General features: G+C 62.8%; 17 protein-coding genes. 9 read left to right on the forward strand and 8 right to left on the reverse strand.

The genetic code is table 11. From position 1 onward, the window contains the following. Positions 1 to 4 precede the first annotated feature (4 nt). From CQ13_RS12520 to CQ13_RS44380, 3 genes are all read left to right on the forward strand, one after another. Positions 5 to 574, forward strand: a complete 570-nt coding sequence (locus CQ13_RS12520) for a NuoB/complex I 20 kDa subunit family protein (protein ID WP_057843187.1) — start codon at positions 5 to 7, stop codon at positions 572 to 574. Positions 575 to 654: 80 nt separating this feature from the next. Continuing rightward, entirely contained in the window at positions 655 to 933 is a 279-nt protein-coding gene (locus tag CQ13_RS44375) for a hypothetical protein (protein WP_197427320.1), read from the forward strand. A gap of 65 nt (positions 934 to 998) precedes the next feature. Next, entirely contained in the window at positions 999 to 1,172 is a 174-nt protein-coding gene (locus tag CQ13_RS44380; protein ID WP_197427321.1) for a hypothetical protein, read from the forward strand. A gap of 33 nt (positions 1,173 to 1,205) precedes the next feature. On the opposite strand, the gene CQ13_RS12530 is transcribed toward CQ13_RS44380, so the two are convergent. Both CQ13_RS12530 and CQ13_RS12535 read right to left on the reverse strand, forming a co-directional pair. After that, positions 1,206 to 1,922, reverse strand: a complete 717-nt coding sequence (locus CQ13_RS12530) for a peroxiredoxin-like family protein (protein WP_057843515.1) — start codon at positions 1,920 to 1,922, stop codon at positions 1,206 to 1,208. A gap of 83 nt (positions 1,923 to 2,005) precedes the next feature. After that, the gene (locus CQ13_RS12535) at positions 2,006 to 2,290 is read right to left on the reverse strand and encodes a hypothetical protein (protein WP_057843516.1); all 285 of its coding nucleotides are present in this window, start codon (positions 2,288 to 2,290) and stop codon (positions 2,006 to 2,008) included. 242 nt (positions 2,291 to 2,532) lie between these two features. Here CQ13_RS12535 and CQ13_RS12540 point away from each other — a divergent pair, with 242 nt between their 5' ends. The 4 genes from CQ13_RS12540 to CQ13_RS12555 all read left to right on the forward strand — a co-directional run bounded on the left by CQ13_RS12540 (position 2,533) and on the right by CQ13_RS12555 (position 6,607). Next, complete coding sequence (locus tag CQ13_RS12540) at positions 2,533 to 3,024, forward strand: DUF302 domain-containing protein (RefSeq protein WP_057843189.1); 492 nt, start codon at positions 2,533 to 2,535, stop codon at positions 3,022 to 3,024. A 90-nt stretch (positions 3,025 to 3,114) separates the two neighbouring features. Continuing rightward, positions 3,115 to 4,476: a dihydrolipoyl dehydrogenase family protein gene (locus CQ13_RS12545; protein ID WP_057843190.1), complete on the forward strand. Its 1,362-nt coding sequence runs from the start codon at positions 3,115 to 3,117 to the stop codon at positions 4,474 to 4,476. A 289-nt stretch (positions 4,477 to 4,765) separates the two neighbouring features. Next, complete coding sequence (locus CQ13_RS12550) at positions 4,766 to 5,257, forward strand: cupin domain-containing protein (protein WP_057843191.1); 492 nt, start codon at positions 4,766 to 4,768, stop codon at positions 5,255 to 5,257. A gap of 120 nt (positions 5,258 to 5,377) precedes the next feature. Then, positions 5,378 to 6,607: an MFS transporter gene (locus tag CQ13_RS12555; RefSeq protein ID WP_057843192.1), complete on the forward strand. Its 1,230-nt coding sequence runs from the start codon at positions 5,378 to 5,380 to the stop codon at positions 6,605 to 6,607. Here the strand turns inward: CQ13_RS12555 and CQ13_RS12560 are convergent. Genes CQ13_RS12560 through CQ13_RS12575 form a run of 4 tightly spaced genes read right to left on the reverse strand, consistent with a single transcriptional unit; the run spans position 6,576 to position 12,483 of the window. Continuing rightward, on the reverse strand, positions 6,576 to 7,868 hold the full coding sequence (locus CQ13_RS12560; protein WP_057843193.1) for an MFS transporter: 1,293 nt from the start codon (positions 7,866 to 7,868) through the stop codon (positions 6,576 to 6,578). The genes CQ13_RS12555 and CQ13_RS12560 overlap by 32 nt on opposite strands. Positions 7,869 to 7,917: 49 nt before the next feature. Continuing rightward, the gene (locus CQ13_RS12565; protein ID WP_057843194.1) at positions 7,918 to 8,415 is read right to left on the reverse strand and encodes a PRC-barrel domain-containing protein; all 498 of its coding nucleotides are present in this window, start codon (positions 8,413 to 8,415) and stop codon (positions 7,918 to 7,920) included. 46 nt (positions 8,416 to 8,461) lie between these two features. Further along, positions 8,462 to 10,660, reverse strand: a complete 2,199-nt coding sequence (locus CQ13_RS12570; RefSeq protein WP_057843195.1) for an amylo-alpha-1,6-glucosidase — start codon at positions 10,658 to 10,660, stop codon at positions 8,462 to 8,464. Between the two features lie 59 nt (positions 10,661 to 10,719). Next, on the reverse strand, positions 10,720 to 12,483 hold the full coding sequence (locus CQ13_RS12575) for an ABC transporter ATP-binding protein (RefSeq protein WP_057843196.1): 1,764 nt from the start codon (positions 12,481 to 12,483) through the stop codon (positions 10,720 to 10,722). Positions 12,484 to 12,785: 302 nt separating this feature from the next. Here CQ13_RS12575 and CQ13_RS12580 point away from each other — a divergent pair, with 302 nt between their 5' ends. Beyond that, complete coding sequence (locus CQ13_RS12580; RefSeq protein WP_057843197.1) at positions 12,786 to 13,853, forward strand: glycosyltransferase family 4 protein; 1,068 nt, start codon at positions 12,786 to 12,788, stop codon at positions 13,851 to 13,853. A gap of 215 nt (positions 13,854 to 14,068) precedes the next feature. Here CQ13_RS12580 and CQ13_RS12585 read toward each other — a convergent pair whose 3' ends face one another. Continuing rightward, the gene (locus tag CQ13_RS12585; protein ID WP_057843198.1) at positions 14,069 to 16,012 is read right to left on the reverse strand and encodes an alkyl/aryl-sulfatase; all 1,944 of its coding nucleotides are present in this window, start codon (positions 16,010 to 16,012) and stop codon (positions 14,069 to 14,071) included. An 81-nt stretch (positions 16,013 to 16,093) separates the two neighbouring features. Next, positions 16,094 to 17,353 carry an acyl-CoA dehydrogenase family protein gene (locus CQ13_RS12590; protein ID WP_057843199.1) on the reverse strand — a complete coding sequence of 420 codons (1,260 nt, stop codon included), beginning with the start codon at positions 17,351 to 17,353 and terminating at the stop codon, positions 16,094 to 16,096. A 131-nt stretch (positions 17,354 to 17,484) separates the two neighbouring features. On the opposite strand from CQ13_RS12590, the gene CQ13_RS12595 reads away from it, so the two are divergent. After that, positions 17,485 to 18,267, forward strand: coding sequence for an IclR family transcriptional regulator (locus CQ13_RS12595; protein ID WP_197427322.1), 783 nt, complete (start codon positions 17,485 to 17,487; stop codon positions 18,265 to 18,267). Positions 18,268 to 18,327: the final 60 nt, after the last annotated feature.

Genomic DNA, 18,327 nt, shown 5'->3' on the forward strand with positions numbered 1-18,327 from the left:
CCCGATGCCGGACTCCCGACCATTGATCACGCCCTCCGGAAGGGGAATCTTGGACCCGGGGACCGGCGCTCCGGTGCGTGATGACTACTTTTTTGCCGGATTGAACAATCAGCTCAGCGACAAAGGCTTTTTCGTTACCGCCGCCGATGATTTGATCACGTGGGCCCGCGGCGGTTCGCTGATGTGGATGACATTCGGCCTCGCATGCTGCGCAATCGAAATGATGCAGATGGCGATGCCCCGCTACGACGCCGAACGGTTTGGATTTGCACCCCGTGCCAGTCCACGGCAGGCCGATGTAATGATCGTCTCCGGTACAGTGTGCAACAAGATGGCCCCCGCGCTGCGCAAGGTCTATGATCAGATGCCCGAGCCGCGATATGTGATTTCGATGGGTTCGTGCGCCAACGGCGGCGGCTATTATCACTATTCGTACTCGGTCGTGCGTGGCTGCGACCGCATCGTTCCTGTCGATATCTATGTTCCGGGCTGCCCGCCGACCGCCGAAGCGCTGCTGTACGGCGTGATGCTGTTGCAGAAGAAGATTCGGCGTTCAGGCACCATCGAACGCTGACGTCGATCGCCCGGAAAACGGGGACCTTGCCAGAATCCTCGTGTTGACAATGTGTCGAAACCAACAGTGAGGAGTTCACGATGGCAACGGCAAAGCAAAAGGCCGCAGCGAAGAAGAACATTCGCAAGGCGCGCACGGCATGGCGCGGTATGGCGGCGCAAGCCCATGCGAGGGCTCAGCCCGAGGGGCGTCGCCGCGACAAGCCCGGAGCCCGCAGCAGCAGTAGCTTCTTCCATATCGAGGTGCGGCCGCGGCGAGAATTCAAGACGTTCCGGACCCAGGATATCGGAAGAAAGGCGGAATCGAACGGCTCGCCGGCAAGCGCGGCAGCGGTTCCTGGGATACTCAGAAATGGCTGATCAGCAAGGAGCATGCCCATCGCGTCGGCGTCCGTCTGGTGCCAGATACCGCGGATGCGCGAAAGATGCTGAAAACGCTCAGCGCACCGCCGCGCCATCTTTCCGGTGACCGCTTCAAGGCAACGGATCGGCCCAACGTACCCGAACGCACCAAGCCGACGCCGGCCATGCGGCGCGCGCGGACCCACAATATACGCAAGGCCCAGGCAACGAAGCGCAAAAAAAGCTCCTCCCGCTAGGCGCAATGCTAGGACGGCCAGGATGGGCCCGGGCTATCGCTCTTCGCTTGCACCCTTCAACGCGGCAATCAGGTCGTCGATCTCCATGCGCTTGCGGAAATCGGGATCGACGAAGCGGGCTTTTACCAATCCATCGCGGCCGACCACGAAGGTAGCCGGGATCGGCAGCACCCAGCCGTCATTGCCCTGAAAACTCGCCATATCCTGATACGAAAGCAGCCGCTGGATTTCGGTGCCGAGCCAGATCGCGAGGTTGAGCGACAGCGCGTAGCCGTTGTCGAGATCGGTCAGCACCGGGAACGGCGCTGCGGCCTCGGATTTGAATTTCTCGGCATAGGCCTGCGTCTCCGGCATGATCGCAACTGTCTGCGCGCCCAATGCCCTGATCCGGTCCTGGGCCTGGATCACAGCCCTCACGTTTAGCCGGCAGTAAGGGCACCAATGGCCGCGATAAAACATCACGGCGACCGGACCGTGGTCGAGGAGCGATTTCAGGCTGACCAGCCGGCCGCTCTCGTCCGGCAACAGGAACGGCGGCATCACCTCGCCCGGCCTCGGCGCGTTTTCGCCGCCGCCGTTCTCATTGAGCCGCGCCACCAGCCGGTCGACCGCTTCGCCATAGGCCGGAAAGATCTCCCGTCCCGCCGCGGCGTAGGCCTCGAGCTGTTCGCGCAAGGTACCCTCCATGTCGCGGCATTGCTGGAACGCCTCCTTGAGGCGTTCGGCGTTGGCTGGCGATAGCGTTGTCATCATGGCTTGCTCCGGCATATCCGTATTATTTTCCGGCTCGGGCCGCCCCGCAAGGGCGGCCCGAACGCTGCAGCGCTCCCGCTTCAGGGCAGATAGAAATTGCCGGTCGGGTCAAGCATGCCCGAAGTCGAATAGAGCTGGCCCTTGTCCATGAAGAACACGGTGTTGTTCGGCACCTTCTTGGCGTTCTTCATCATCGCGTCGTGGTTCTTGGGCGTCGAGGCCATGGCCATCGCCGACATCTTCCCCGGACCGGCATACATGTAGGCCATGCCCGGATTGAATTCCCAGGGGACCTGCGAGAAGGCGGTCGTTGCGACGGCAGCAAAGGCCGCGGCGGCAATCAGGGTCTTGGAAAGAGTGGTCATAGGAAATTCCTCAAGATTGACGTCGCGCCCGCCAATCGGGCGCTGGCCCATCAGAGGATGGACTTCCCTTGATTTGAAATGCCGTTGCACAATCGGTTCGATAGCCATGGCGTATTGAGGCGCACCGATAGTCCGCCGCTATCGACTTGAGAGCGGATACGCATTTCATATCGGCCCGCCGAACGCTCATCCTGTCCCTCGAAGGCATGCGGAGGGCATGCGCCACCGACAGGAGGTTTCCCATGACACGCCATCTGACGAACCGCTTTGCAAATTTCTTTGCCACACTGCTGCTGGCGGTGCTCGTGCTTTCCGCCACCTCGGCAGCACGGGCCGACAGCGACGATGGTATCGTTCGCGTCAAGAGCGCGGTGCCGATGCCGGAGGCGATCAGCCGCATCAAGGCGGATATCGCAGCCAAGGGCATCAAATTCTTCAGCGAGATCGACCAGTCGAAACTCGCGGCCGGTGCCGGCATCAAGCTGCGTCCCTCGACGCTATTGGTGTTCGGCAATCCGCCGCTCGGGACGCAGTTCATCACCTCGAATCCGAACGCCGGGCTTGACTGGCCGGTCCGGCTATTGCTGACGCAGGACGACAATGGCGACGTCTGGGCAGTCTGGACCGACTTCGGATGGATCGCCAGGCGTCACAATATCAGGGACCGTGTGGCGCAGTTCGAGATGGCGACCAAGGTGGTGAGCTCGATCACCTCGACCATCACAACCAGGTAACCGTGTCGGCCCCCTTGCCGCAAGCTCATCAGGCTGCGCCGCCGGCGCGGCCTGATCGCATCCGGCGTTGCCAACAGAGGAGTTCGTTCGATGACACCGGAGAAATTTGACGTTGTCATTCTCGGCGGCGGCAATGCCGGCATCGGTGTGACCGGACCGGTCCGGCGCGCGGGAATGTCGGTCGCGATGATCGAGGCCGATCTTCTCGGCGGCACCTGCCCGAACCGCGGCTGCACGCCGAAGAAGGTACTGGTCGCCGCCGGTCACGCGCTGCACGAAATCGAACGCGCATCCATCCATCACATCGCCGTCGGCAAGCCGAAACTCGACTGGGCCGCGCTGATCGACCGCGAAAAAGACATGATCAAGGACATCCCTGTCAATCTCGCCCGCGCGATGGCCAAGCGCAATGTCGAGGTCATCAAGGGCCACGGCGCGTTCACAGGCTCCAATACAATCCGCGTCGGAAGCCGGAAACTCGAGGCCAGGCATATCGTGATTGCGACGGGATCGAAGCCGCGGCCGCTGCCGATTCCAGGAGCCGAGTTCGTGATCACCTCGGACGAAATGCTGAGCGAGCGCGAACTGCCGGCTTCCGTGATCTTCATCGGCGGCGGTGTCATCGCGCTCGAGTTTGGCCACGTCTATGCGCGCGCTGGTGCTGCGGTCACGATTCTCGAAGCGCTGCCGCAGCTATTGCCCGCCATGGACGCCGACGCCGTCGCGCGCTTGCAGGCCGAGAGCGAGCGCATCGGTATTCGCATCAGAACTGCAGTGAGCGTCAAGCAAATTGAAAAGGCGAAGGACCGCCTGCGCGTCGTCTTCAGCCATGACGGCACCGTGCACGCAGCCGAGGCCGACCGTGTCGTCAACGGCGCCGGACGCGTCGCCAATGTCGATACGCTGGATCTTGCCGCGGGCCAGGTCGAGCAAGCCAATGGCCGCATCACGGTCGACCGCCATCTGCGGTCGATCTCCAATCCAAACGTATATGTCTGCGGCGACGCAGTTCCGACCTCGCCGCAACTGTCGCCGATCGCGACCTATGAGGGCGACATCGTCGGCCGAAACATCGTCGATGGCGCTAAATACAGCCCGGACTACGCGAGCATGGCGACATCGGTCTACGCGGTGCCGCCGCTCGCCTCGGTTGGCCTGACGGAAGCCACCGCCAGGCAGAACGGTCTTGCGATCGACGTCCAGGTCAATGACATGCTCGACTGGTTCTCCGCGAAAACCTATGCCGAAACAGTGGCGTGGTCGAAAGTAATCGTCGATCAGGCCACTGACCGCATCCTTGGTGCTCATTTCGTCGGGCATTCGGGGCAGGAACTGGTGAACATCTTCGGATTGGCGATGCGCTTCGGCATTACCGCGAGCCAGATCCGGGAAAACGTCTACGCCTATCCGACCTTCTCCTCCGACATCAAACACATGCTCGGCCACGGCTAGATGAGAACGCTCTAGTCCTGCTGCGTCATCGCTGCGCTAGCCCTCATCCTGAGGAGCCCGCAGAGCGGGCGTCTCGAAGAATGTAAGCCACGGGCCGGGCCTCATGGTTCTCCCGGCGATGCGACGCATCGTCATGAGGGGCCTATGACGCAGTAGAACTAACCGCATAGCAGGGAGCTATCGAGTCAGAAGCCAACCGGCATTTCCTCTCGTGCGCCATTTCCACGATGGTGGTGATGTAGCCGGCCGGACCATCCGGGGCCAAGGCAAAACCAGAGGAGACCACGACATGTCCAAATCCAACGTCACGTCGCGCATGGTCTGGCAGGGCCTCGCGCTCGCCGGATTGATTGCAGGTTCGGTTGCGACCGCCTCGAGCGCCTTGGCCGGCGAATGCCCGGCCGGGAAGATGCAGGCAAATGTCCGCCCGATGGTCGACCACAAGCCGGTTGGCGTCACCGACGTCACGCTCGGCTCGATCAACCTCGAAAAGCAGCCGGCCAACATCAGAGATCGCGAGCTGCGCTTCCGCAAGCTGACCATCGAGCCCGGCGGCATCGTGCCCTGGCACAGCCATGACGACCGGCCTGCGCTGATCTACATCCAGCAGGGCGAGATCGTCGAATACGCCAGCAACTGCTCGGAGCCGATCGTGCACAAGGCCGGCGAGATCAGGCCGGAAGTCGCCGGCACCTCGCACTGGTGGAAGAATCTCGGCAAGGAGACCGTCATTCTCTATGTCGGCGACGTCCGCAAGGATCCGCACGACCACAATATGTAAGGAGCCGTAACGAGCGCTACCCGACGTCTCGTTGCCGGATGTGACGGCCTGGGGCCCCCGTGTCGCCCCACACGCCCAGGCGTCACATCCTTCTTTCTCGATAAGATATTGAGAAGCCCCATGACCGGCATGTCCGCGCCGATGAAATACCAAGCAATGGAAATGCATGGTCATTCACCGGGCGTAGCCCTGCGATCCCTGGTCATTGGCCTCACGGCGTTCCTGACCGTGGTTGATCTGTTCGCGACGCAGGCGATTCTTCCCTCGCTGACCCGGCACTACAATGTAACGCCGGCCGCCATGGGTATCGCAGTCAATGCCAGCACCATCGGCATGGCAGTTGCCGGCCTCGTTGTGGGTTTCCTCAGCCCGCATATCGATCGCCGGCTCGGCATTCTCGTCAGTCTGGTCGTGCTCGCAGTCCCCACCACGTTGCTGGCGATCGCGCCTGATCTCACGACGTTTACGGCGCTTCGCATCGCCCAGGGCCTCTGCATGGCCTCGGCGTTCGCGTTGACGCTGGCCCATCTCGGCGAGCAATGCAGTTCGATGGATGCGGGCGGCGCGTTCGCGGCCTATATCACCGGCAACGTCGCAAGCAATCTGATCGGTCGGCTGGCGTCAGCCGCCGTGGTCGACACGCTCGGGCTGGCCTCGAACTTCTATTTCTTTGCGCTGCTCAATCTCGCCGGTGCCGTGCTGGTTTATTTCACCATCCATCGGGTCAAGCCGATGCAGGCGGTGCTCACGGTGCAATCGCCACTCGCGGCAACGATCGAGCATTGGCGTAACCCGGCACTGCGTTCGGCTTTCGCTATCGGCTTCTGCATCCTGTTTGCCTTTATCGGCACCTTCACCTTTGTCAATTTTGTGCTGGTCCGTGCGCCGCTCTCGCTCGGACGGATGGACCTCGGCCTTGTGTATTTCGTCTTCGCGCCTTCCGTGGTCACGACGCTGTTTGCCGGCAGGGCTGTCGCCCGGTTTGGCACGCGGCCAGCGATCTGGGGAGCGCTGGCGGTGGCAGCCATTGGATTGCCTTTGATGCTCTCGTCCCACCTGCCGCAAGTATTGGCCGGCATGGTACTGGTCGGCGTCGGGACGTTCTTTGCGCAGGCCTGCGCCACCGGCTTCGTCGGCCAGGCTGCCAGCGACCACCGCGGCATTGCCAGTGGAACCTATCTTGCCTGCTATTTTCTCGGTGGTCTCGTCGGCAGCGCCGTGCTGGGCCAGTTGTTCGACCGCTTCGGATGGAACGCCTGCATCGCCGGCGTCGGCGCGTCGCTCGCCATCGCGGCGCTATTGACGGTGGACCTCACGCTTAAACCTCAGTCCGCCGGGTCTCCGGCATGAACGCCCAGATCACCGTCAAGCCAAGGGCTGCGATCCCCGCCAGCCCGATGAACGCGACGCTGCTGCCAAAGATATCGCTGATATAGCCAGCCAATACCGTGCTCAGCGAAGCACCAATGCCGGTCGCGGTTCCGACGATCCCCTGCGCCAGATTGAAGTGGCCGCTGCCGTAGGCGACATCGGCCACGATCAGCGGCACCATTACGCTGAGCACGGCCGCGGTAATACCGTCGAACACTTGCACCAGGACCAGAACATAGGGATCGCGAACCACCGCAAACAGCAAACCACGGGTCGCCAGCGCAGCGAACGCCAAGAGCAGCAGCGGTCGCCTCCCCCACACCTGAGCCTTGCGCCCGACCGAGGGTGAGGTCAACGCGACGATCGCTTGAGGTACGATGATGCAAGCCGCAATCAGCACCGACGCCCATTGAGGCGATCGCGTCGTGACCACGCCGGCCATCAGCGGCAGCATGGCGGCGTTGGCGAGTTGAAACAGCAATACGCCGCCGGCGAATATCAGCAGCGGGCGCTGCCGAAGGAGATGAAGCACACTGGTCGCCTCCTTGTCGGCAGTCTTGGTATCATCGCCGTCCTCGCTCAAGGCACCGTGCGCCTGCGCCACGTTGATTTCCTGGCCGCGAATCCGGGCAAGTGCCAACATGGTAGGGATTGTAAGAAAGAAGGTGACGAAGAAGACCGACTGACTTGACAACAGATAGCCGGATGCGCCCATCAGCGCCGCCGCTGAACCATTACCCAGGGACGCGAAACGGGCATTGCGCCCGAGCCGTTCCCCGATCGCAAACGGTCCGACCAGGCCGAGGCTGATCGCGGCGATTGCAGGACCCAGCACGCAGCTCGCAAGCGCATGCAAGATGGCGGCCGCAGTCACTACCGGAAAGATCGGCCATAAGGCGTAGGCCAGCGCGGCGCAGCCGATGGTGGCGACCGCGAGCCCCGCCACCAACCGCTCGGAACGAGCGGCATCGACGACCGCTCCTCCCGGCATCTGCCCGAGCAGCCCGATGATCCCGCCGATCGACAGCACGAAGCCAATCTCGACCTGCGTCCATTTCTGCGTGGTGAGGTAGACCGCGATAAACGGACCGAATCCGGTCTGCACGTCGGCCAGAAAGAAGATGAACCAGTCGAGGCCGCGCTGGCTCTCGCGCGACGGTTTGGACCGCTCGGTGGGCGCGGGCGGCACCGGCACAACATTACCCTCGCCGGCGGATCGCCGATGGCGATCGTCGTTCATCGGATCGAGCGACTGGGATGGGCGCGCGATCAGATCGCTTCTCCTTTATTTATTTGTCGAAATCCCACGGCTGTAAGCGGCCGGCCGCACCGAGGACGATGACCGGCGCATCCTGCTTGTATTCCGGCGCCGCCGTCACCTGTTCCTTGGTCAGCTCGAGCGTGATGCTGTCACTCTTGTTGGCAACACGGCCAAAATGCAGCGCACTCCAGTCGACGACGATCTTTCGGCTGCCGACACCGAGAAAGCCGCCGAAATCGATGACAGCGGCGCGCACAGCGCCCTCGCGGTCCACGATCACGTCGACGATGCGTCCCATATTCTCGTTGGCCGGACTGCGGACCTCGCGGCCCAGAATGCCGAGCGCGTCGCGGGCGCCGATCACAGTGACCGACGGCGGAGGCGCCGGTTCCTTTTTCGTGGCATCTTTCGCGGCATCGGCCGGAGCAGCACGGCTTCCCTGCGTTCCATTATTTTCCGCTGCCGAAACCGGGAGGTTCATCGCTAGCCCGGCGATCAGCGATATGATGACAATACCGGCGCGCATATGGCCTCCTGAACTCCGAAGACGCATGGATGGGAATGCACGACCGCTAGTGCGTCAACACGATCGACACCTGAATCTGTCCGCGCGTGCGCAATACCTCGAGCGACACTTCCTCGCCGTGGCGGCGGACCCTCAAGTCGACGCTCGAGGGTCCGAGCCGCAGATCGCGCAATACCACCTCGTTGAGAAATTCCGGCAGGCGCGGATCACGAAGACGGATCTCGCCGCCCGCTGCATCGAATTCGAGACCGAGCGTCGCCTCCAGCAGGGTAAAGGGCGTCGCGCTGGCCCAGGCCTGCGGCGCACAGGCGACCGGATAAAGCACCGGTCCGCGCCGCTTTTCCCGCCGGAATCCGCAGAACAATTCCGGCAGCCGCCGCAAATCCATGTAGCTCGCAGCGTCGAACAACCCCTTGAACAGATGGGCTACCGAATGCTTCAGACCGTAGCGTGCAAAACCGAGCGCGATCAGCGCATTGTCATGCGGCCAGATCGATCCGTTATGATAGGACATCGGGTTATAGCGAACTTCGCCATAGGCAACGGTGCGGATGCCCCATCCCGAAAAGAATTTCTGGCTCATCAGGTCGGCCGCAACAAGACGGGCACGATCGGTCCGAACGATGCCAGTGAAGAGAAGCTGGCCGGCATTGGACGTTCGGACCTTGCACGGCCGCTTGGCACCATCGAGCGCCAGCGCGTAGGTGCCGAGTTCCTCGCACCAGAACGCCTCCTCGAAGCGTTCGGCCAGCAGCAGGGCTGCGGATTCGAGCTTCGCCGCCTGATCAATCTTTCCCAACCGCCGGGCGCAACGGGCCGCCAGCCGCTTGGCGGCGAAGACATAGCCCTGAACTTCCGCCAGTGCGATATAGCCTTCGGCGAGCTGCCCATCGGCGTGGAAGATCGCATCGTAGGAATCCTTCCAGCCCTGGTTGGCGAGCCCCTGCTCGGTAGCGCGCTGGTACTCGATGAAACCGTCATGATCGGGGTCGCCGGGCCCGTCGATCCACTGCAACGCAGCCTCGATCGCTGGCCACAGTTCGGCCAGCGTTTCCTCGTCTCCGGTGCGCTCGACATAGAGGCCGGCCAGCAGCACGAACAGTGATGTCGAGTCGACGCTGCCGTAATACTGCGCGAACGGCACTTCGCGCAGCGCCGCCATCTCGCCGCCGCGCATTTCGTGCAGGATCTTGCCAGGTTCGGCATCGGCGAACGGATCGACGGCCTTCGCCTGAAAATGAGCCAGCCGCCGCAGCACGCCCTGGGCAACACGCGGATCGACCCACAGCATCTGCAGTGCGGTGATCAGTCCATCGCGACCGAACGTGGTCGAATACCAGGGAATGCCCGCGTAGGGATATCGCCCCTGCGGCGTTTCGGTCATCAGCATGTTGAGGTCGCCCATCGCTTGGCACAGAACCTCGTTGAAGATGTCGTTCGATGTTTCGATGCTGGCTGCGCCGACCGTCGAGCGCCGCATCTCGCGGCGATGCGCCAGCAGGCCGCGATAGAACGGTACCGGCTTCTGCATGGCAGGCTTGTTGCAGGATACCGCGACGGACAACGCGATCACTTGCCTGGGTACCAGCTCGAAATGATAGGTTGCCGAATTGACGGCGAGCCGCGTCGGCCGCGGCTCGAAATGCAACGCTGTAATGCGGGTTCGACCGTCGAGCCCGCTGTATTCCAGCATGACATCGGCGGGACCGAGCAACCGGCTGGAGCCTACTCCCCGGCGCGACCGACGCTCGCCGCGCACCTCGAACAAATCGGCGAAATCATTGTCGAACAGCAGCGTCAGGTCGAAACTCGCCGGCCGGTCGCCGTGATTTTGCAGGGCGATGCGCTGGTAGGCGGTGCCGCGCCACAGGAAAATCGAGCGAACGATGTGCAGTGTATCCTTCTGCAATGCCAGCCTGCCGTTGCGGTACACGTCAGAGTTGGTGAGATCGATCGTCAGCGCCGAATTATCGTCGCGCAGATTGGAGCCGAGCAACAGCGGCTGGACTTCGTCGAGCACCATCTCCAGCCGGGCGAGGTAACGCGTATCGGCGTTGAACAGACCGTCGGGCCCGCCGGCGGAGGCGCCGATATCGCCATGGCTGTCCAGCACGATGAACGTATCGTCGTGCTTGAGCGAGCGGCGCTGCCGCGTCGCGGGGCCCGTCATCGGGATGTAGAACGGTGATTCCGCGACGTGTTCGGCAGCCTGAATGGTGATCAGTTGGCTGACTTCGGCTGTCATTTTGACCGATTTCCTTGCGTTGTGATGGAAGCATCGGGACGCAACGCTACTGCCGCAGATCAGGCCGCGTGGGTGGCGAGACGGCCCATTTCGCGCGCGACCAATTCGCGGTAAGGGCCCCTTCCCTGCAGAAGAATATCCGGCGGTCCGTCTTCGATGATCCGCCCGCCCTGCAATACCACAACGCGATCAAAATTGCGCAAGGTGGCGAGACGGTGGGCGATGGCAATCACGGTGCGTCCGCGCATCAGCCGCGACAAAGCCTCGCGGATCGCCTCTTCGGATTCGCTGTCGAGCGCAGCCGTTGCCTCGTCCAGCAACAAGATCGGCGCGTCTTTCAGGAAGGCGCGCGCGATGGCGATCCGCTGCCGCTGCCCGCCGGAAACCTTGATACCGCGATCGCCAACCATCGTCGCCATGCCTTCCGGGAGATTTTCGATGAAATCGCAGCGCGCTGCAATCGCCGCGCGCAGCACCTCGTCGTCGGTCGCGTTCGGCCGTCCGTAGCGGATATTTTCCATGATCGAGCGGTGGAACAGCGAGATGTCCTGCGGCACGACCGAGATCGCCTCGCGCAGGCTCTGCTGCGTCACCCGCGAGATGTCCTGGCCGTCGATCATGATGCGGCCGTGCTGGACGTCGTAGAACCGTTGCAGCAGCACAAACAGACTGGATTTCCCGCCGCCGGAATGGCCGACCAGCCCGACCCGTTGTCCCGGCTGAATGCGCAAGGAGAACTTCTCGAACACCTGAACGCCGCCCGGATAGTGGAACGAGACGTTGTTGAAGGCAACGGCGGCGCCGCTGCGGATCAACGGCTCGGCCTCGGGATGATCCTTCAATTCGTGCGGCAGCAGCAGGGTGGCGATCGCCTCCGTCAGGCGGGCGACGTGCTGGGTCACGTCGACCAGCGCCACCGCAAGGTCGCGCGTCGCGCTCAGGATCGAGAGCCCGAGCGTACATACCAGCACGACATCGCCGGTGGTCGCCGCGCCCCGCTGCCAGAGCGTGATGACCCACGCCAGCAGCGCGATCGTCAGCAGAATGGTCACAACGGCGTGAAGCAGCCGCAGCTTCTCGAGATAGCGGAGGCTGCGCCCACGGGCATCGAGTTCCCGCTCGACGGTGGTATCGAAGCGGTCGTGTTCGTAGCTGAGGCCGCAGAACGCACGGACCAGCGGCAGATTGCTGATGACGTCGACCATCTCGCCGTCCACCGCAGCCGCCTTGTCGGCAAAGTCATCATGCAGCGGCTTGCCCGCCGCGGCGAGGTGAAACATCGCCATCAGCATGATACCCGCGATGATGATCAAGCCCGCAGACATTGCAAGACTGACGGTTCCTATGAGGAGTATCGCCGAAACGGTCGCGATGCACGGCGGTAACACGTTCCAGACGAACATGTTTTCGACGGTGAAGACGGCATTGGATGTCGCGGTGATACGGCTGGTCAGCATGCCCGGCAGCCGGTCAGAGAAATAGCTGGGGGCGTGACCGGTCAGGTGGCGGAACATATCGCGGCGGAGATCGCCGGTGACGCCGACGAAGGTGAAGCTCGCCGTCCAGCTCGCGACCCGCCACAGCAGATTATCCGCCGCGATCAGCGACATGAGAAAAGCGAATGCCAGCCATACATTGCTTGCGTGCGACGAACCGGCCGTCAGGCTGTCGACCAGATATTTGACGCCATATTGCGTGCCCACCGAGCAGGCAACCGCTGCAACGACGGCAGACACAATGACCACATGGGCTCCGCGGCGCCGGCGCAGATAGCGCAAGACAAATGGAAGCGGCCGCCGCGCATATCCTGAAAGATTATCCATGTCGTCTGCAAACCTGTTGAGAGTGAAAGGGAATCCCTAACGCACATCGCGCACGAGGTCGTGAACGGTGCCGCTTCGGGTTTGCTGGCGCGCAGCCATCACCGCGCAACAATTCTGCAGCATCGAAGTCGCCTCAAATCTGTTGGTGCCAGATGGCATCAGCAAGACAGTCGTGTGGAAGAACCAAGATGCGCCGATGATTGGAACTTCGCAGATGCAAGAACGTTCCAGCTTCCGGCACGCCGGTGCCGATCTGCGGGCTGAGGGATTATCCAACCAACATTCGATACAGGAGACGAAAGATGCGCATCGCGCAGGTCGCCCCGCTGACGGAGGCTGTTCCCCCCAAACTGTACGGCGGCACCGAGCGGGTGGTGCACTGGCTGACTGAAGAACTGGTAGCGTTAGGGCACGAAGTCACTCTGTTCGCCAGCGGGGATTCCCACACCTCGGCGAAACTCGATGCGACATGGCCGAAGGCGTTGCGCCTCGACGGCTCGGTGCGCGACCCCAACGCGCTGCACATGGTGATGCTGGAGCGCGTGCGGCAGAAATGCGACGATGAAGAGTTCGATTTTCTGCACTTTCATCTCGACTACTATCCGTTCTCCCTGTTCTACCGACAGCCGACGCCGTTCCTGACCACGCTGCACGGCAGGCTCGACCTGCCGGAGCATCAGCCGGTATTCAATACCTTTTCCAAGGTGCCGGTGATCTCGATTTCCAACGCGCAGCGTCGGCCGGTGCCGCAGGCCAATTGGCTGCGCACCGTTCACCACGGGTTGCCGGAGAATCTGCTGACGCCGCAGCCGATGCAGCCGTCCTATTTGGCGGTGCTCGGGCGGATCGCGCCGGAAAAGGGCGTGGATCGCGCCATCAGCATCGCCACCCGATGCGGCATCCCGCTGAAAATCGCAGCCAAGGTCGATCGCGCCGACCAGGACTACTACGACGAGCTGATTTCCCCACTGATCAAGGCCAATCCGCTGGTCGAATACATCGGTGAGATTAGCGACCGCGAAAAGCCCGACTTCCTCAGCGGCGCTATCGGGCTGCTGGTGCCGATCGACTGGCCGGAGCCCTTCGGCCTCGTCATGATCGAGGCGATGGCCTGCGGCACACCGGTGGTCGCCTACAACCGTGGCTCGGTGGCGGAGATCATCGACCCCGGTCTCACAGGCTTCGTGGTGGAAGACGAAACCAGCGCAGTGGCCGTGGTCGATCGACTATCCACGCTGGATCGCGCCGCCATCCGCCGGCAGTTCGAAGCCCGTTTCACGGCGCGCCGCATGGCGCTCGACTATCTAGCTGCGTATCGCGGCCTGATGGAGGAAGAGCCGCGCATCAAGCTCGTGAGCAGCGCAGAGTAGCGGCGCGATAACACCTCCCTTATCGTCGCAAGACGACCGTAGGGTAGGCAAAGCCCAACGGGTCGCGCGAATGCGCGCCCAGCGACGAGCGCAAGGGCGCTCGCGGAGTGATGACAGGCTCCGCGTGCCCACCATCGAGCAACAATCCGGACGGATGGTGGGCACGGCGCTGAGGCGCCTTTGCCCACCCTTACATCCACAAGATCACGATCGCGTCAGGAGACCATCGTCCGTTTCGGTTCGACGATCTCGAACATCCGTGGGAATTCGTCCATCAGCATCATCAACTCGCCGAGCCGCACCGAATTACCGCTGACCTGGATCTTGCCGGAGCCGACTGCTTCCGGGAATGTCGTCAGCTTTGCGATCACTTCGTCGAGCACGCTGCGCGGCAACGTGAAGCTGGCGTCGGCATCGGCGGCTTCTGCGCCGGCGACGCAGGTCAACGCACAGTTTTCCAGGTTGAGGATGAAGCTCTCCTTGGTATCGGTGAAATTCCAGTTCAGGACGATGCGCTTGCCTTCGGCCTTGGGACCGTTGAGGCGCACGCCGAGCACGTCCCAGAGCTGTTCGGTGCGGAGCGCGGCCAGCGTTTCACGTGGCATCGCGGCGCGCGGCGGCGTCTTGGGCATGCCCTGCCGCAGTTCCTGCGCGCCGAACAGATAGGCATTGCGCCAGGTCGAACTTTCGGAGGCATAGCCGAGCTGTTCGAACGTATCGGCGAGCAACGCGCGCGCCGCCTGGTTGTCGGGATTGGCGAACACCAGATGGCTCACAGCCTGCGCGACGAAGCGGAATTCGCCCTTGGCAAAATCCTCGCGGGCGCGCGTCAGGACGGCGTCCGCGCCGCCCATATACTCGACATATTTTTTGCCCGATTCGACCGGCGGCAGCGGATCGAGGTTGACGGGATTGGCGTCGTACCAGCCGAGATACTTTTGGTAGATCGCTTTCACGTTGTGCCTGACGTGACCGTAATAGCCACGGCCATGCCAGGCGCCCTCAAGGCTCGCCGGCAGGCGGATGGTTTCGGCGATTTCGGCTGCGGTTAGCCCATGGTTCATCAGGCGGATGGTCTGGTCATGCGCAAATTTATAGAGATCGCGCTGCTGGCGGATCATGGCGTCGATCCGCTCCTGCCCCCAGACCGGCCAATGGTGCTGGCCGCACATCGCATCCGCCTTGCCGCCCCACATCTGTAGGGCCTCACCGAGATATTTTGACCAGGCCAGCGCGTCGCGCACGTCGGCGCCGCGGAATGGGAGCAGGTTATGAAAATTATGCGTGCAGTTTTCCGCAAGGTTGAGAAGCTTGTAGCGCGGGATGAAGAAATGCATCTCCGCCGGCGCTTCGCTGTTCGGCGCCATCTGGAATTCGAATTCCACCCCGTCGATGGTGCGCCGGTCGCCGGTCGCCATGATCAGATCGGTCGGGCGGACGAGTGCGACCGCCCCGGCTGCCATGGTCTTCCCCAGCCCGCAATCGACCTGCCCGCGCACGCCTTTCGCAAGAAACGGCCCGAACTGATATTGCGCGCGCCGCAACATAGCCGGTCCGGCAATGATGTTTTCCGAAACCGCATGCTCCATGAACAGATTGGGCGCAATGATCGGCACGCCGCCGGTAGGTGTTGCGTCGTCGAGTACGCCGCGCGCGCCGCCCCAATGATCGGTGTGGGTATGGGTGAAGATCACGGCCGCAACCGGCCGCTTGCCGCGGTGCTGGAAGTAGAGCTCCATCGCCGCCCGCGCGCCCTCGATCGAGGTCAGCGTATCCACCACGATCACGCCGCTATAGCTCTCGATCAGCGTCATGTTGGCGATGTCGAGCCCGCGCACTTGGTAGACGCCGGGCACCACCTCGAACAGGCCGTGATGCATGTTGAGGCGCGACTGCCGCCACAGGCTGGGATCGACCGTCGGCGGCGCTTCGTCCGTGGACAGGAAACCGTAAGGCTCCAGGCTCCAGACCACCCTGCCCTGAGGCGACGTAATCTTCGCATTCTCGATCGTACCGAGGAAGCCGCGCGCGGCGTCATCGAAATCACGCGTGTCGGAGAACGGCAGCGCCTTCAGTGTCGCCGCATGCTGCGCGATGATGGAGGCGGACGCTTCCTTTGGAGACTCCTTGCGCGCTTCGATCGTGGCTGGTTGGCTCATTGTTGTGTGCTCCCTTATGCAGAAGAAACAGCAGGTCGAAACTCGAACGGCGTCAGCGCGAGACCCTCGAACCGGCCGCCGTTACATATATTGCCGCCGCTCAAACGGATGTGCGGACAGATATGGCGAGTTGGCAATCGACCAGCGTGGCATCGGCTCCATGCGAAAGATCTGCCGCAGATGGACTTCATCGGGCCCGTCACCGATCCGCAGCAGGCGCCCCCAGGCCAGCGCCTGATGGATCGGCGTATCGTCGGAGCCGCCCATGGCGCCGAACACCTGCACGGCGCGGTCGGCGATCTTCTGCAGCATCGCGGGCACCGCAACCTTGATCAAGGACACATCGCGCCAGGCGCCGTGATGGCCGGCCTGATCGAGGCGCCATGCGCAACGATAAGTCAACAGGCGCGCCTGCTCGAGCTCGACGCGGGATTCGGCGATCCAGCGCTGCACGGTGTCGTATTGCATTACGTTACGTCCGAACGCGGACCGCTCGGATGACCGCACCATCATCAATTCGATCAGCAGTTCGCACAGCCCGATCGAGCGCATGCAATGATGGATGCGTGCCGGCCCCAAACGAATCTGCGCGACCTTGAAGCCCTCGCCTTCCGCGGCGAGCAGGTTCGCGCGGGACACGCGCACGTTTTCGAACGAAAGCTCGCCGATCGGCGCGACGTGATCTTCGCATCCCATCCAGCGCAGCCGGCGCACCAGCCGAACGCCTGGTGTATCCATCGGCACGATGACGCAGGAATGGCGCCGCGTCCGGTCGGCGTCGGAATCGGTCACGCCCATCACGATCAGGAAGCCGCATTTCGGATGCGCCGCGCCGGTGATGAACCATTTCCGCCCGTTGATGACGTAATCATCGCCATCCCGGACCATGCGGGTGGCGATGTTGGTCGCATCGGATGAAGCCACGTCCGGCTCGGTCATGCCGAACGCCGAGCGCGTCCTGGCTTCCAGCAGCGGCTGCAGCCAGCGCGCCTTCTGCTCGGGCGTCGCGCAATTCTGCAGCGCGATCATGTTGGGCACGTCGGGCGCCTGGCAATTGAAGACCTCAGGCGCCCAGAACAGCCGGCCCATGATCTCAGCCAATGGCGCGTATTCGAGGTTGGAAAGACGCGTGCCGGGCTCGTCTTCCCCGAGTTCGGGAAGCCCGAGATTCCATAGCCCCGCCGCACGCGCCTTGCGCTGCAGGTCCTCCATGAAGGGGGCGGGCTCGCCTTTGGCGGTGTGATCGAGCCAGCCGCGATGGTGCGGCAGTACTTCGCCGTCGAAAAACGCCTGAAGTTTCTCCCGCCACTCTTCCGATCGCCCGGAAAGGCCGAAATCCATGCCGCCTCCCGATTTTTCGGGATCTAAGCGTATATCGACACAATATGCAAATCTATTTCGATATATTGACAGATTTGGGGAACCATGGCCAACTCTCGGGTATGGCGGCGATTTCCAATATCGATCGATCATTGCCCCGGACTGCGGAGGATCAGGCCGATCCCTCCTTCGCGACCACGCTGGCGCATGGGCTCGACGTGCTGACGGCGTTCCGCAACCGCGCGGGCTCGCTGTCGAACGCGGAGCTTGCGCTCCATACCGGCCTGTCGCGGCCGACGGTGTCGCGACTGACCTACACGCTGGCGCAACTCGGCTATCTCAAGCGCGACGCGAAGGGACGCTTCCAGCTCGGGCTCGGCATTCTGGCCGCGGCCTACCCGGTGCTGTCGGCGCTGAAGGTGCGGCAATTGGCACGCCCGCTGATGCGGGATTTCGCGGCCTACACCGGCGGCACGGTTTCGATCGCGATGCCGTTCGGGCTCGACTTCATCTATGTCGAAACGCTGCGCACCACCGACGCCGTGGCGCATCTCCCCGATGTCGGCTTTGCCAGTTCGCTGGCGCCCACCGCCGTCGGCCGCGCCCTGCTCTCGCTCTTCACCGGGGAAGAACTCGACGCGTACGTAGCGAAGGTGAAGGCCGAGCGCCCGGAAGAGGCCGATTATGTCGAGAGGCGGACGCTGCCGGACGTCGAGCTCTGCAAGGAGCGCGGCTTTGCGATTTCGCTCGGCGAATGGCGGCGCGAGATTTTTGGCGTCGCCGCGCCGCTATACCGCACGCCGTCGGGCGATTGCCTGTCGGTCAATTGCGGCATTCCCTCGTTTCGCTTCAACGCCGAACAAATCGAGCGTGAATGCGGGCCGCGCATGCTGGGCCTGGCGCGCAGCATTCGCTCGCTGGTGGCCAACGACTGAATACCCCCGTCAGAGGGGCACGGCGCATCGCGGGAACGATGCGGCAAACATGGGGAGGGA

This window comes from Bradyrhizobium retamae (genome assembly GCF_001440415.1).
Classification (GTDB): domain Bacteria; phylum Pseudomonadota; class Alphaproteobacteria; order Rhizobiales; family Xanthobacteraceae; genus Bradyrhizobium; species Bradyrhizobium retamae.

What these genes read in the sequence shown, in the direction of transcription:
- CQ13_RS12520 (WP_057843187.1), top strand. Translation starts at nt 5, where the DNA reads ATGCCGGACTCCCGACCATTGATCACGCCCTCCGGAAGGGGAATCTTG.
- CQ13_RS12550 (WP_057843191.1), top strand. Translation starts at nt 4,766, where the DNA reads ATGTCCAAATCCAACGTCACGTCGCGCATGGTCTGGCAGGGCCTCGCG.
- CQ13_RS12575 (WP_057843196.1), bottom strand. Translation starts at nt 12,483, where the DNA reads ATGGATAATCTTTCAGGATATGCGCGGCGGCCGCTTCCATTTGTCTTG.
- CQ13_RS12555 (WP_057843192.1), top strand. Translation starts at nt 5,378, where the DNA reads ATGACCGGCATGTCCGCGCCGATGAAATACCAAGCAATGGAAATGCAT.
- CQ13_RS44375 (WP_197427320.1), top strand. Translation starts at nt 655, where the DNA reads ATGGCAACGGCAAAGCAAAAGGCCGCAGCGAAGAAGAACATTCGCAAG.
- CQ13_RS12530 (WP_057843515.1), bottom strand. Translation starts at nt 1,922, where the DNA reads ATGACAACGCTATCGCCAGCCAACGCCGAACGCCTCAAGGAGGCGTTC.
- CQ13_RS12565 (WP_057843194.1), bottom strand. Translation starts at nt 8,415, where the DNA reads ATGCGCGCCGGTATTGTCATCATATCGCTGATCGCCGGGCTAGCGATG.
- CQ13_RS12535 (WP_057843516.1), bottom strand. Translation starts at nt 2,290, where the DNA reads ATGACCACTCTTTCCAAGACCCTGATTGCCGCCGCGGCCTTTGCTGCC.
- CQ13_RS44380 (WP_197427321.1), top strand. Translation starts at nt 999, where the DNA reads ATGCTGAAAACGCTCAGCGCACCGCCGCGCCATCTTTCCGGTGACCGC.
- CQ13_RS12545 (WP_057843190.1), top strand. Translation starts at nt 3,115, where the DNA reads ATGACACCGGAGAAATTTGACGTTGTCATTCTCGGCGGCGGCAATGCC.
- CQ13_RS12580 (WP_057843197.1), top strand. Translation starts at nt 12,786, where the DNA reads ATGCGCATCGCGCAGGTCGCCCCGCTGACGGAGGCTGTTCCCCCCAAA.
- CQ13_RS12585 (WP_057843198.1), bottom strand. Translation starts at nt 16,012, where the DNA reads ATGAGCCAACCAGCCACGATCGAAGCGCGCAAGGAGTCTCCAAAGGAA.
- CQ13_RS12570 (WP_057843195.1), bottom strand. Translation starts at nt 10,660, where the DNA reads ATGACAGCCGAAGTCAGCCAACTGATCACCATTCAGGCTGCCGAACAC.
- CQ13_RS12540 (WP_057843189.1), top strand. Translation starts at nt 2,533, where the DNA reads ATGACACGCCATCTGACGAACCGCTTTGCAAATTTCTTTGCCACACTG.
- CQ13_RS12560 (WP_057843193.1), bottom strand. Translation starts at nt 7,868, where the DNA reads ATGAACGACGATCGCCATCGGCGATCCGCCGGCGAGGGTAATGTTGTG.
- CQ13_RS12590 (WP_057843199.1), bottom strand. Translation starts at nt 17,353, where the DNA reads ATGGATTTCGGCCTTTCCGGGCGATCGGAAGAGTGGCGGGAGAAACTT.